Origin of the sequence: Streptomyces sp. 142MFCol3.1 (assembly GCF_000424945.1) — a bacterium.
GTDB classification, from domain to species: Bacteria; Actinomycetota; Actinomycetes; order Streptomycetales; family Streptomycetaceae; genus Streptomyces; species Streptomyces siamensis.
The window spans coordinates 1-13,901 of sequence record NZ_AUKV01000066.1 but is presented as its reverse complement, the minus strand read 5'-3'; the positions used below and the strand labels follow the sequence as shown (position 1 = coordinate 13,901).

8 protein-coding genes are annotated in these 13,901 nt (G+C 73.1%); 5 read left to right on the top strand and 3 right to left on the bottom strand.

Annotated features, from left to right (window positions below):
- The first annotated feature begins 434 nt into the window (after positions 1 to 434).
- Positions 435 to 3,731: a BTAD domain-containing putative transcriptional regulator gene (locus H305_RS0142710; protein ID WP_199791547.1), complete on the top strand. Its 3,297-nt coding sequence runs from the start codon at positions 435 to 437 to the stop codon at positions 3,729 to 3,731.
- Positions 3,732 to 3,752: 21 nt separating this feature from the next.
- On the opposite strand, the gene H305_RS0142705 is transcribed toward H305_RS0142710, so the two are convergent.
- On the bottom strand, positions 3,753 to 5,756 hold the full coding sequence (locus H305_RS0142705) for a sigma-70 family RNA polymerase sigma factor (protein WP_028805826.1): 2,004 nt from the start codon (positions 5,754 to 5,756) through the stop codon (positions 3,753 to 3,755).
- Positions 5,757 to 6,187: 431 nt separating this feature from the next.
- Positions 6,188 to 6,955 carry a TetR/AcrR family transcriptional regulator gene (locus tag H305_RS0142700; RefSeq protein WP_028805825.1) on the bottom strand — a complete coding sequence of 256 codons (768 nt, stop codon included), beginning with the start codon at positions 6,953 to 6,955 and terminating at the stop codon, positions 6,188 to 6,190.
- 372 nt (positions 6,956 to 7,327) lie between these two features.
- Between H305_RS0142700 and H305_RS0142695 the strand changes: the two genes are divergently transcribed.
- The 3 genes from H305_RS0142695 to H305_RS0142685 all read left to right on the top strand — a co-directional run bounded on the left by H305_RS0142695 (position 7,328) and on the right by H305_RS0142685 (position 11,421).
- Positions 7,328 to 8,695 carry an NAD(P)/FAD-dependent oxidoreductase gene (locus H305_RS0142695; protein WP_028805824.1) on the top strand — a complete coding sequence of 456 codons (1,368 nt, stop codon included), beginning with the start codon at positions 7,328 to 7,330 and terminating at the stop codon, positions 8,693 to 8,695.
- Positions 8,696 to 8,826: 131 nt separating this feature from the next.
- The gene (locus H305_RS0142690; protein WP_028805823.1) at positions 8,827 to 10,485 is read left to right on the top strand and encodes an ATP-binding SpoIIE family protein phosphatase; all 1,659 of its coding nucleotides are present in this window, start codon (positions 8,827 to 8,829) and stop codon (positions 10,483 to 10,485) included.
- Positions 10,486 to 10,605: 120 nt separating this feature from the next.
- A complete protein-coding gene (locus tag H305_RS0142685) occupies positions 10,606 to 11,421 on the top strand; it encodes a class I SAM-dependent methyltransferase (protein WP_028805822.1) in 816 nt (271 codons plus the stop codon).
- Between the two features lie 73 nt (positions 11,422 to 11,494).
- Here the strand turns inward: H305_RS0142685 and H305_RS0142680 are convergent, their stop codons facing one another.
- On the bottom strand, positions 11,495 to 12,769 hold the full coding sequence (locus H305_RS0142680) for an MFS transporter (protein WP_028805821.1): 1,275 nt from the start codon (positions 12,767 to 12,769) through the stop codon (positions 11,495 to 11,497).
- 194 nt (positions 12,770 to 12,963) lie between these two features.
- Here H305_RS0142680 and H305_RS0142675 point away from each other — a divergent pair, with 194 nt between their 5' ends.
- A complete protein-coding gene (locus tag H305_RS0142675) occupies positions 12,964 to 13,512 on the top strand; it encodes a MarR family winged helix-turn-helix transcriptional regulator (RefSeq protein ID WP_028805820.1) in 549 nt (182 codons plus the stop codon).
- The last annotated feature ends 389 nt before the right edge of the window (positions 13,513 to 13,901 follow it).

Here is a 13,901-nt window from a genome sequence, read left to right as displayed (position 1 = left end):
GCTGGGGTCACCTTCAGCCCGTCCGGCCCCTTCTTCAGCCCGTCCGGCGGCGGCTCCCAGGCCGTCCGGCGGCGGCTCCCAGGCCGTCGTCCAAGGCCGGCTCCCGTCCCGTCCGGCGGTAGTTCCCGTCCCGTCCCGTCCCGAATTGAGGGCAGGGCGCCGTCCCTCAGCCCGTCCGGCGTTTGAGGACGAGGCCGTCCAGGCCGATCGGGCCGAGTTCCGGGTGGCTTACGAGATTCGGTGGGCCGTTCCGGGCCTGTCCCGCCTGGGAGCGGAGGGCGTGCCTTTCAGCCCGTCCGGAGTTTGAGGACGAGGCCGTTCAGGCCGATCTGGGGTCCGGGGCGGAGCCGCGGGGGAGGGCGCTGGTGGGGATGCGGACCGGCTCGCCGGGGAAAGGCGGTGTTCCGGCGGGCGCGGGCGGCGAGAATGGGCGGGTGCGGTACAGAATTCTGGGGATCACCCAGGCGGAGGACGACCGGGGGACCCAGGTGGACGTGGGCGGCCCCCGCGTACGCGCCCTGCTCACCGCACTCGCCCAGCGCCCCGCCCGCCCCGTCAGCCCGGCCACCCTCATCGACGAGGTCTGGGCGGATGCTCCCCCCGCGGACGCCCCCGCCGCGCTTCAGGCGCTGGTCGGCCGTCTCCGTCGGGCCATCGGCAAGGACGAGGTCACCTCGGAGGCGGGCGGTTACCGCCTGCGTGCCACCGGCGACGACGTGGACCTGTTCGTCTTCGAGCGGCTCGCCGCGGAGGGCCGGGCCGCTCTGGACCGCGGCGACGCCACGACCGCGGCCGACCGCCTGCGCGAGGCCTTGGCCCTGTGGCGCGGCCCGGCACTCGCCGACCTGCCCGACCGCTCGGCGGCGACCCGTCCGGAGGCGCTGCGTCTGGAGACGAGGCGGGCCCGGGCGGAGGCGGACCTGCGGCTCGGCCGTGCCTCCGACGTCGTACCGGAGCTGCGGGAGCTGACGACGGCCCATCCGTACGACGAGGGGTTGCAGGTCCTGCTGATCCGTGCCCTGCGCGACGCGGGGCGCGGAGCGGACGCCCTCGCCGCGTACGAGGAGGTGCGCCGCGGACTGCTGGAGGGCCTGGGCGCCGATCCCGGGCCGGAACTGCGTTCCCTGCACGCGCAGTTGCTGAGCGGGTCGTCCGGGCGCGGTCCTGAGGCCGGGCCGGCCGATCCCGTGCGGGCCGGGAATCTGCGCCCTCGGCTGAACTCGTTCGTGGGCCGGGAGCCCGAACTCGACGCCATCCGTTCGGATCTCGGCAGGGCCCGCCTGGTCACCCTGACCGGACCGGGCGGTTCGGGAAAGACACGCCTCGCGGAGGAGGCCGCCGCCGGGCTTCCGCAGGCATGGCTCGTCGAGCTGGCCCCCCTCGACCGGCCCGAGGCGGTCCCGGGCGCCGTGGTCAACGCGCTCGGCCTGCGCGAGACCGTCCTGATGACCAACGAGATGGCGGGGGTGCCGCAGGACGACCCGGTCGCGCTGCTCGTCGAGCACTGCGCCCCGCGCAGCCAGGTCCTGATCCTCGACAACTGCGAGCACGTCATCGGTGCGGCGGCCGAGCTCGCCGAGACCCTGCTGACGCACTGCCCGGGGCTCACGATCCTCGCGACCAGTCGTGAACCCCTGGGTGTGCCGGGCGAGTTGCTGCGGCCGGTCGAGCCCCTGCCGCCCGATCCGGCCCGCCGGCTGTTCATGGAGCGGGCGTCGGCCGTGCGTCCCGACGCCGATGCCGCGCTCCACGACGCGGCGGCGGTGGACGAGATCTGCCGACGGCTCGACGGTCTTCCCCTCGCCATCGAGCTGGCGGCGGCGCGGCTGCGGCTGCTCACCCCCCGCCAGATCGCCGACCGGCTCGACGACCGTTTCCGTCTGCTGACCTCCGGGAGCCGTACGGTGCTGCCCCGCCAGCAGACGCTGCGTGCCGTCGTCGACTGGTCCTGGGACCTGCTCGACGAGCGGGAGCGGACGGTGCTGCGCGAGGTCTCCGTGTTCGCCGGCGGCTGGGACCTGGCGGCGGCGGAGGCCGTGTGCACCGGGGCGGCGGCCGATCTCGTCGGGGCGCTCGTCGACAAGTCCCTGATCGTTGCGACGCCGTACGACGACGAGTGGGGCGGCATGCGGTACCGCATGCTGGAGACGATCCACGAGTACGCCGCCGAGCGCGCCGCCGAGGTCCCCGGGCTGCGCGCCGCGGCCGAGCGCCGGCACCGCGCATGGGTGCGCGCGCTCGTGGAGGAGGCCGAACCGCTGCTGCGTTCGGCAGCGCAGCTTCCGTGGATCCGCCGGCTGGAGACCGAGCTCGACAACATCCGGGCGGCCCTGCACCGCACGGTCGTCGCCGGTGACGAGGAGACGGCCGGCGCCGTGGTCCTCGCCATGGGCTGGTTCTGGTGGCTGCGCAACTACCGCCGTGAGGGCACGGAATGGACGGAGCTCGTGTTGCGGCTGGGCACGGCCGCCGAACTGGGCACGGTGCCCGCGGGGGAGGACACGCACTCGTTCCTCGCCGCGCTGCAAGCGGTCGATCCCGTGGCGGTGTTCCTGGAGGCACCCGGGCGCGACGCCCTTCATCCGCTGCGTCCGATGCGGATGAGGCTGCGGATGTTTGACGTGTTCATGAAGCTGGAAGCCGGGCCGCCCGGCGACTGGGCGGACGTCCGGTCGCGGGAGTACATCGAGCTTGTGCAGGCCGCTTTCAAGGCGGGTGGCCCGGACGCGGCCCGGATGCCGGGCCTCGTCTGGCCGCTTGCCTCGTACTTCCTCGGCGGGGCGGTCGACGCGCAGCCCGCGCTCGACGCGGCGATCGCCAACTGCCGTGAGCACGGCGGCGAATGGGAGGTCGGCGTGATGCTGATGTTCCGCACGCACATGGTCGTCGACGCCCCAGGCGGCATGCCCGGCGTGGACGACGACCTGACGGAGCTGCGCGGGCTCAGCCGCCGAGTGGGCGACCGCTGGATGCGGGCCCAGGTGTGCAGCGCCGCCGGTGAGGCGGCCATGGCGCGCAGCCGTTTCGGTGAGGCGAAGGGCGAGTACGAGGAGGCGCTGCGGCTCGCCCACGAGGTGGGGGCGTACGCGGAGACGCCGTTCCTGATCGCGCGGCTCGCGGAGGTCGCGTACCGCTCCGGCGAGCGGTCCAAGGCCCTGGCGACCCTGGACGAGGCGGGCGCCGCCGCCGACCGCTACGGGGTGATGGATTCCAGGCCGTTCGTCCATCTGCTGCGTGCCCAGATGGTCCTGGACGAAGGGGAGGTCGCCTTCGCGCGCGAGCTGTGTGAGCGGGCGCGTTCCGAGTCCGCCCTGGGCAGCCCGCCGCCGCAGTTCACCGCGGCGCTCAACTGGGTCGACGCGCTGGTGACGGTCGCCGAGTCCGGGCCGCTCATCGGTCTGCGGAAGATGGTCGACGCCCTGCGGGAGGCGGTGGACCTGCGGTGTGCCGACGTGGTGGCGGCCGCCTTCGTCGATGTCGCCGCGGGGCTCGTCGGCGAGCTCGGCGACCATCCGCTCGCGGTCCGGCTGCTCTCCGCCGGTGCACGGTGGCGTGGCGGCCATCCGCGGCCCGCCCGCGAGGACACCGTCGCCGAGCGTACGGAGGCCGCCGCGCTCGCCGCCCTCGGCCCGGCCCGCCACGCGTCCGAGCGGGCCGCGGGCGCGGACTTCACCACTCAGGAGGCCCTGCGGGACCTGGCCGCCGCGCTGCGGGAGCGCGCCGCCGGATAACGGCGTACCGCGCTCACGCGCTCACCTGCACCGGAACTTCGACTCCGCCCAGTCCGCCAGCGACGCGGAGTCGAACGGGCCGTGCGGTTCGACCTCGAGGCGGACCGTCCGGCGGCCCGTGAGGTCGACGTGGACGGGGACGGCCCGGTCGCCGCCCTCGATCAGCGGTGACCGCCACAGCCGCGTCCCGTCGGCGCGGACGGAGAAGCGCACGCTGCCGAGGCCCGTCGTCAGGTCGTCGACGCCGACCGTCGCGTCGTACGAGGAGCAGGTGCGGTTGAGGTCGATGGTGACCGAGGACCGGCCGTGCACGGTCACCCCGTGGGCGTACCGGTCGTTCGCGATCGACAGGTTGCCGCGCTGCCACACCCAGCTGCTCTCGCCGAGCCGCATCTCGGGCCCGGTGTGGTCGCCCTCGATGCTGTAGCCGAGCTCGCTCCACTGGTAGACGACCGGCGCGGGAGGGGGCGGCGGCGTGGTCGGCGGCGGCGGTGGTGGTGTCGGCGGTGGTGGTGTCGGGCGGGGCGTGGGCTGCGCCTTCGTCGGGGTGGGTCTGGGCGTGGGGGTGGGGGACGGGTCGGGAGTGGGCTTCGCGGAGGACTCGGGCGTCGGCTCCGGGGGCGGGGTGGGCGCCGGGGCGGGGGGATTCGGCGCGGGCGCCCGCTTCGGAGGCTTCGGTGACGGCAGCGGCGCCTCGACGGCGGGCGAGGCGGGTGGCTTCGCCTCGGGCTGCTTCGCCGGGCTGTCGTTGCCGGCCAGGGCGAGTGCCATCGCTGTCGCGGCGACGGCGACGACGCCCGCCGCGATGCCTGCCTTGACCGGAGCCCCGAGCCCTTCCGCGGCCGCCGCGCCGCCTCCGGCGCTCGCCCCGCCGGAGCCGCCGCCCGCCGCTGCCGCGCCCGCGGCCCCCGCCGCTCCGGCCCCGGCGCCGCCGGCGATGAGCGCGACGGCCTTCGCGTACCCGGCGGCGCCGAACCAGCCGATGACGGCGACCGGCACGACCGCGGGGATGCCGCCGGCGACTTCCTTGATCTGGCCGGCGGCCAGCCGGCACTCGGCGCACTCCTCCAGGTGCTTGCGCAGTCCGCGCTCGGCGCGCGTGCGCAGCCCGCCGCGGGCGTAGGCGCCGAGCCGGTCGGCGTACCGGGCGCACTCCTCGTCCCTGGTGAGCGCGGTGCTGACGTGCGCCTGGAGGTAGGCCTGCTTGAGGCCCTCACGGGCGCGGCTGGCGAGGACGCGGGTGCCGTTGGCGTCGAGCCCGAAGAGGGTGGCCACCTCGCTCGGCGACTCGTCCTCGACCTCGGTGTGCCACAGCACGGCCTGCCAGCGCTCGGGCAGCGACCGGAAGGCCCGCATGGCCATGGACTGCTCGGCCTCGTGCATCGCGCGCACGTCCGCGCCCACGTCGAGTGTGTCGTCGTCGGAGACCTCGGATCCGCGGGCCGCCTGAGCGGCGAACACCGCGAAGTCGTCGACCAGATGCTCACGCCTCGCCGACTTCGTCCAGTTCGCGGCGACGCGGCGGACCGTCGTCAGCAGGTACGCGCGGACGGCGTGTTCGGGGCCGCTGCCGCCGCGTACCGCCTGGAGCGTGCGGGCGAAGACCTCGGCCGTGAGGTCGTCGGCGGTGTGGGCGTCCCGGCAGCAGGTGCGGGCGTAGCGCCGGACGGCCTCCGCGTGTCGCCGGTACAGCGTTTCGTAGGCGGTGTCGTCGCCCGCGCGCATCCGTGCGACGAGGCCGGCGTCGGACGGCGGCGGCTCGACCGGGGGCGGCAGCACGCCGTCCTCGCGCCGGTCGCGCTGGGCCGGGACGCCGGCGTCGGGGGCTCCACCGATGGGCACGGGGGCCGAGGGGATGCCCTGGCGTCCGCCCTGGCCGGGTACCTGTCCGGGCATGTGGCCGGGTACCTGGCCGGGCACCTGGTGCGGGGTCGGGCCGGCGCCGGTTCCCGGGCCCTTGCCGGTCTCCGCGTCGCCGTCCGCGTCACCGTCGCCGGGTGACTCGTCCCGCCCGTCAAAACTCATCGCGGAAAGCCCCCGCCTGCACACTCGGACCCGAATACCGGGCAAGAGTGCCACACGCTCCAGGGGCGGGTCCTTCCCGAACGGGCCAACCACTCGTCCGGGGGCACTTCCCGCCCGGGAGTACTACTGGTCACTCGTTCGGGGAATGGTCAACGGCCTTTGCTCGAACGGGAGTTGCCCTATGCCGCGAGAGGTGTGGAGTGGGGCGCGAGGGCCGCGCGCACCGGCTCCGCGGCCGTCGTACGCACGGCCCGCAACGGGCCTGTGTTCTTTCGTGCCCACGGCCCGCGCCGGGCCATGGCCTTCGTGCGCACGGTCCGCTGCGACCCCGTGGCCCGCGGCCCGAAACGGCCCTCCGTCAAGGGGCGCGTCGGCGCACGGGCCGGGGTGACAGGACCGCACGCTTCACATCCAGCGCCCCCTGGCGTGGGTCACGCCGGGCGGGAGCGCAGGCCTTCCAGCAGGATGTCGAGCAGCCGGGCCGAGGCCGCGGCCTGCTGGGCGGCGTCCGGCAATGACGGGGCGGCCGTCGCGATCACCAGCAGGACGTCCGCGACGGTGACGTCCGCCCGCAGCTCGCCCGCCGCACGGGCCCGGTCCACCAGCCGGCCCACCACGTCGAGCAGGGCCGCAGCGCCGGCGTCGTCCGCCGCGAGGATCGACTCCTCCTCGGCCGGCGCCGGCCGCTGCTCGACGAGCCGTAGTTCGGGCGTGGGCTGCGAGCGCTGCTGCGGCACCCGCGCCTCGTCCGTCTCGGAGCCGTCCTCGGCGACGCCGACCCGCAGCACCTGCGGGGGCAGCAGCCGTCCGGCGCCCGAGGCCACCGAGGTGCGCAGGAAGCGCGAGAGCGCCGACCACGGCTCGTCCTCCTGGCCGAGTGCCGCGCGCGCCTGGTCGGTCAGCCGGGAGGTCTCCTCCTCGGCTATGCGGCGGACCAGGACGTCCTTGCTCGGGAAGCGCCGGTACACCGTGCCCACGCCGACCCGGGCGCGCCGGGCGACGTCCTCCATGGGCGCGCCGTACCCCAGCTCGCCGAAGACCTCGCGCGCCGCCCGCAGGACGTGCTCCAGATTGCGCTGTGCGTCCACGCGCAGCGGTGTGCTGCGCGATCCGTCCGCCGGCACCCGGCCGTTGCCGCCCGCCGCGCCGCCGGGCGCGATGGCAGACGCGGAAGACCAATGAGAGTCCTGAATGTGCATAACGTTCCCCCGGTAATGACGTCTCCCCCCGGAGACTCTCCCCGCCATTGATAGCCGGAGCATGGGGCACTAACTCGTCCGCACGGGTCCCCGTCGGACCCGTGGAGCGCATCCCCCTACACTCCGTCGACACACGAACATAGTTGAGAGGCAGTCAATTCAGAAGGGGCAGGTTCCGCACGGAGCGCCCCTCGATCGGAGTACGGGCCGGTTACGTCCCGATTGCGCCCCCTCCGTGCCCCCCTTGCACCCGCTCTGAGCTGCGGTTTTCTCGCAGAGCCCGGCAAATCGGCCAACTCTTCGCGTTGTCGGCGGCCGGTCACACAAATTGTCGGGGCTGTGGACAAACGCTGTTGTCGGGTGCGTCATGGGATGGTGAAGGAACGTGCGCGCATTCTCATTGTCGGCGGCGGCTACGTCGGGATGTACACGGCCCTGCGCCTCCAGCAGAAGTTGAAGGCCGAACTGAAGCGGGGCGACGTCGAGATCACCGTCGTGTCCCCCGACCCGTACATGACGTATCAGCCGTTCCTTCCCGAGGCCGCCGCGGGCTCGATCTCCCCGCGGCACGTCGTCGTCCCGCTGCGCCGGGTCCTCGGCCAGTGCAGGATCGTCATCGGCGAGGCCCAGGCGATCGACCACGCCAAGCGCACCGCGACCCTCACCACCCTCGCCACCGAGGAGGAGGGAGCCGGCGCCGAGCAGATCGCCTACGACGAACTGGTCCTCGCCCCGGGCTCCGTCTCACGCACCCTCCCGATCCCCGGCCTCGCCGACTACGCCATCGGCTTCAAGACGGTCGAGGAGGCCATCGGCCTGCGCAACCACGTCATCGAGCAGATGGACATCGCCTCCTCCACCCGCGACCCTGCGATCCGCGACGCCGCGCTGACCTTCGTCTTCGTCGGAGGCGGGTACGCGGGCGTCGAGGCGCTCGGCGAGCTGGAGGACATGGCCCGCTACACCGCGCGCTACTACCACAACGTCCGGCCCGAGGACATGAAGTGGATCCTCGTCGAGGCCTCGGACCGCATCCTCCCCGAGGTCGGCGAGGAGATGGGCAAGTACACGGTCACCGAGCTGCGCCGCCGCAACATCGACGTGCGCCTGGAGACCCGCCTCGAATCGTGCGCGGACCGCGTCGCGGTCCTCAGCGACGGCGCCCGCTTCCCGACCCGCACGGTCGTGTGGACGGCCGGCGTGAAGCCCCACCCGATCCTCGCCGCCACCGACCTGCCGCTGAACGAGCGCGGCCGGCTGCGCTGCACCCCCGAGCTGACCGTCGACGGCGCACCGCACGCGTGGGCCGCGGGGGACGCCGCCGCCGTCCCCGACGTCTCCGTCGACAAGCCCGGCACGGACACCGCGCCCAACGCCCAGCACGCCGTACGGCAGGCCAAGACCCTCGGCGACAACATCGCGCACTCCCTGCGCGGCGAGCCCCTGGAGACGTACTCCCACAAGTACGTCGGCTCCGTCGCGTCGCTGGGCCTGCACAAGGGCGTCGCACACGTCTACGGCCGCAAGCTGAAGGGCTATCCTGCCTGGTTCATGCACCGCGTCTACCACCTGAGCAGGGTGCCCACCTTCAACCGCAAGGCCCGTGTGCTCGCCGAATGGACCTTGGCAGGGCTCTTCAAGAGGGAGATCGTGTCTCTCGGCTCGCTCGAACACCCCCGTGCGGAGTTCGAACTCGCGGCCGGTGGAAAGCCTCCTCACGACCCGAAGGGGTCGTCCTGACCGGACCGCGGAACTCCACCGGCCGGACCGGCGTCTGACGGATGTCGGCCCGGTCCGCCAGACTGCCAGACTGGTCCACGACCTCGGGCGGGCGAACCGCTCGCCCTTCTCACCACGAGGCTTTCCCCACTGTGAACTTCACGCGCTGGAGCGCCCGGCTCCCCGGAACGCAGCGCCGCGCCGCAGCGCGGACCGAGCACACGGTCTCCCCGGACCGACGGGGGGAAGGCTCCGTGCCGGCGGCCCGCGTCGAGCAGCTGACCGACGACGCGACGTCCGCCCTCGCCGTCGACGAACTGCGCGTGCGCGAGGTCCTCGACCGCGTCCCGGCGCTCGTCGCCCTCGTGCACGGGCCCGACCACCGCCTCGCCTACGTCAACGACGCCTACGCGGCGGCCTTCGGCGCCCGTCCGGTCGGCGTGCCCGCGCGCGAGGCACTGCCCGAGCTGGACGCGCTCGGCCTGCTCCCGCTCCTCGACCAGGTGCTGCGCAGCGCCAGGCCCCGCACGGTCAAGTCCCGCAAGGTGCCGAGCGGTCGCTCCTACACGTTCACCTGCACGCCCGTCGAGATCTCCCCGGACGGCGAGGACCGCGGTGTGCTCGTCTTCGCCACCGACGTCACCGACCACGCCGAGGCCGCCGAACGGCTGCGCGCCAGCGAGCGCCGCCAGCGCGAGACCGCCGTCACCCTGCAACGCTCCCTGCTCCCCCAGGAGCTGGAGCAGCCCGACGACCTGCGCGTCGCGGCGACGTACCAACCCGGCGGCACGGAGGCCGCGGTCGGCGGCGACTGGTACGACGTGATCACCCTCGGCGGCGGCCGGACGGCCCTCGTCATCGGCGACGTCATGGGCAGGGGCGTGCGCGCCGCCGCCGTCATGGGCCAGCTGCGCACCGCCGTCCGCGCGTACGCCCGCCTCGACCTGCCGCCCCACGAGGTCCTGCAGCTCCTGGACGGCCTCGCCATCGAGATCGACGCCAACCAGATCGCCACCTGCGTCTACGCCGTCCACGACCCCAACGAGGGGCGTCTCGTGTACGCGTCCGCCGGCCATCTGCCGATCCTCGTAAGGGACGAGAGCGGCACCGTCCACCGCGCGGACGAGCCCACCGGGCCGCCGCTCGGCACCGGCGGCTGGCTGCATGCCTCCGGCTCGGTCCCGCTCGGTCCCGGCTCCACGGCCGTCCTGTACACGGACGGCCTCGTGGAGCGCCGCGACGAGGACCTGGACGAGGGGATCGCCGCGCTGGAGCGCGCCCTGGCGGGAGCCACCGGCACACCGCAGGTGGTCTGCGACCGGCTGGTCCGCTCGGCGGGCGTCACGGCCGACCACGACGACGACGTGGCCGTCCTGGTCCTTCAGCACCCGGCGCGCACGGGAGCGGACAGCGACCTGTTCCGCAACGCCGCCCTGGAACTCCTCGGCGGGGTGGAAGCGGCTCCACGCGCGCGTGCCTTCGCGTCCGGTGTCCTCACCAGCTGGCGCTTCCCCGCGGATCTGCACGACCTGGGCGTCCTCGCCGTCAGCGAGCTCGTCGCCAACTCGCTCCAGCACGGCACCCCGCCGATGCGCCTGCGCCTGCGGCGCACCGACCGGCGCCTGACCGTCGAGGTGACCGACGGCGACGAGCACCTGCCCCGCCGGCGCCGCGCCGAGCCCGGGGACGAGGCCGGCCGCGGCATCGCCATCGTCGCCACGATCGCCTCCGCCTGGGGCTCGCGCCGCACACCCGGCGGCGGGAAGGCGGTGTGGTGCGAGTTCGTCCTGCCCCGCGGCGGCACCACGTGAGCCCGCCCGACACCTGAGATCTCCCGGCTCGTGGACGGGGCGGGCGGAAGGGGGTGCACGCCGCAGGCGCCTCCGCGCGCCATCTGGCCGTCCGCACCCGCCGGTGCTAGTAGCTCCCCCATGGCAGACGAAACGGGCTTTCAGCTCAGAGGAACCGCCCCCGAGCGGTACGAGCGGTACGCCGCGCCGTTCATGGCGCCCTTTGTCGACGCGGCCCTGGACGCCGTCGACCTCTACCCGGGCGCCACGGTCCTGGACCTGGCGTGCGGAACCGGCTTCGTGGCCCGCGCGGTCGCCGCCCGTGTCGGCCCGCCGGGCCGCGTCTTCGGCGCGGACGTCAACGAGGGCATGATCAGGGTGGCCAGGGCTCACGCGCCCCGCATGTACCCGGACATCGACTTCACGACGGCCCCGGCCGACAAACTCCCCTACGAGGACGCCACCTTCGACGCGGTCGTCTGCCAGCAGGGCGTCCAGTTCTTCCCCGATCTCGACGCCGCCTTCGCCGAGGTGGCCCGGGTGACCCGGCCCGGTGGCCGGTTCGCCGCCACCACCTGGGCCGCGCGGGAGCTGATCCCGTACTTCGTCGCCCAGTACGAGGCCGTCAGGCAATACGGCGGTCCGGACGTCGCGGCGGACTACGAGGGCGCCTTCTCCGGCACTGCGGAACGCCTCACCGCAGCCTTGAGCACCGCCGGCTTCCACGACGGCACCGCCCGCGAGGTCAGCTTCGGAGTCGCCCTCCCGCCCCTGGACACATACGCACCCGGCCAGCTCTCCTCGACCTCCTGGGGCCAGACGATCATCGACACCCGGGGTGAGGAGGCCCTCGCGCGGGCCGGTCGCGCCGTCCACGCCCACCTCGCGGACCGCACCGCCCCCGACGGCAGCGCGACCGTCCCCTTCACGGCCAACCTGGTCACGGCGGTGCGCTGAGACACGACGACGGCCGTCACCACGGTGCTCCGTGGTGACGGCCGTCGCCCGTCCGTGCCGGTACGTCCGAACGTCAGGCGCTGGCCGTGGCCGGCTCCGCCGGCGCGCCGCCCTGCGCGACCACCCGGCTCCTCACGAGCGACGGCTGGTTCTGCACGGGCGTGAGCTGCCGTCCCAGGCGCACGGCGAGGAACGTGATGCCGAGCGAGAACAGCAGGAACGTGACGATGTACGGGCCGTGCAGCGACGCGCCCATCGGACCGCCCACCGCCGGACCGATCGCCAGCGCGAGCTGCTTCACCAGGGCGAAGGCGGAGTTGTACTGACCTGCCATGCCCGTCGGCGCCAGATCGGCCACCAGAGGGGCGACCGTCGGCGACAGCATCGCCTCACCGAGCCCGAAGAGCGCGTACGTCGACACGAACGCGGCGGTCGCCATGGTCCGGCTGCCGTGCCCGAGACCCGCGTACCCGGCCGTGAGCCACGCCACGGCCCAGATGAGGCCGACCGCGGCGATCACCCGGGACCGCTTCCTGCGCTCGACGAACTTGAGGACCGCGAACTGCGCGACCACGATCATCGCGGTGTTGGCGGCCATCGCCGTGCCGAGCGCGGACGTGGAGATCCCGGCCGCCTCGACGCCGTACGCGGACAGACCCGACTCGAACTGCCCGTAGCAGGCGAAGAACAGCACGAAGCCCAGTACGGAGAGCTGCACCATGGCCCGGTTGCCGAGCAGCTCCTTCCAGCTGCCGCCCCTGGCCCGCGGCGCGTTCCCCTCGATCCGGGGTGCCCGCGGCATCCGCACGGTCGACATGACCACGACGAGCAGCAGGAACATGGCCGCCTCGATCGCGAACAGCAGGGTGAACGAGCTCGTCCTGCTCGTGTCGACAATGTGGCCGCCGATCAGGCCGCCGACGCCGAGGCCGAGGTTCTGCAGAAAGAACTGCGTCGCGAAGGCACGCGAGCGGGTTTCCGCGGTGGAGCAGTCCACGATCATCGGCGCCAGCGACGGCTGCATCACGGCCTGACCCGCGCCGAGCGCGGCCGCCGACAGCAGCACGGTGGCCGCGCTGCCGGCCAGACCGAGGCCGAGCGCTCCGGTGGCGGCGGTGAGCAGGGCGGCGAGCAGGACCGGCAGTGGGCCGCGCCGGACGATGGCCCGCCCGGCGAACGGCAGCACGACCAGGGCGGCGACGGCGAAGACGGCGAGCACGACGCCCGCCGTCATGGAGCCGAGTCCCCGCACCTGCGCCACATAGACGTAGAGGAAGGGGACCGTAAAGCCGAGCCCGAACGCGCTGAGAGCGCTGCCCACGTGGATCCGGCGCATCGCTGCGCCCATCGCCCTGGTCACTTTCACCTGCCTTGTTCGTGAAGCCTTGGGGCCACGTACGAGCCCCCTGCCCATGTCGCCGCTGCGGGCGCATGTTCAGGGGGCATGAATGCAGACCTGAAGACTTCGAAGCTAAAGTTAGGAGTTGAACTCTACACCTTGAAGGACTTCAACGCCAAGCGACGCCGTGCGATACTGCCGCCATGGGCGACACTCCCGGCGTCAGCGAGCCGACACTCGAAGAACAGATCGCCGCCTACCAGCGCGAGTTCCAGGACCTCGACCCCCAGGTCGAGAAGATCGTCTCGGCGCTCTCCCGCCTGAACCGGCGTATGAACGTCGCCTACGGCCGTCAGACCGCCGCCCTCGGCATCAGCAACGCCGAATGGGAGGTCCTCAAGGCCCTCGTCCTCTCCGGCGCCCCGTACCGCTTGGGTCCGAGCGACCTCGCCAAGCGGCTGGGTCTGACCCCGGCCGCGATGACCCACCGCATCGACCGCATGGTCGCGGAAGGGCTGGTCACCAGGGAGCGCGACGAGTCGAACCGTGTGCGCGTCATCGTGGAGCTGACGGACGAGGGTCGGGAGAAGTGGCTGGAGGCGATGCGCCTCGCCACCGTCTTCGAGGAGGACCTGCTCCAGGACCTGTCCGCCGAGGAGCGGGGTGTCCTGGGCGAGGTCCTGACCCGCCTGCTGCGGCGCGTGGAGCACGCCCAGCCGGATGCCGGCGGCCGGCTCAGCGACCTCGATTAAAGATCTTGACAGGGATGGTTGACATCGTCCTGCCGGATCCGTAAGGTTCTTCGAGTTGCCACGGGGCCGTAACGGTTCTGTGCCAGCACCTCCGCCGCTGATGCGGCAACCCAACCACCAGCACGATCTCCCCATCGGGATGAATTCGGCGTGCCCGAATTCAATTCGATTCGGGCTCGGCGGCCCGATTAGGAACCGCCGGGAGGATCCGCTAAAGTTTGGGACGTCGGAACGGCCCAACAGCCGGGAAGGCAAGCCCCCCTGACTGGGAGTCAGACACGAAAGAGTCTGATAGAGTCGGAACCGCCGGAAAGGGAAACGCGAAAGCGAGAACCTGGAAAGCACCGAGGAAATCGGATCGGAAAGATCTGATAGAGTCGGAAACGCAA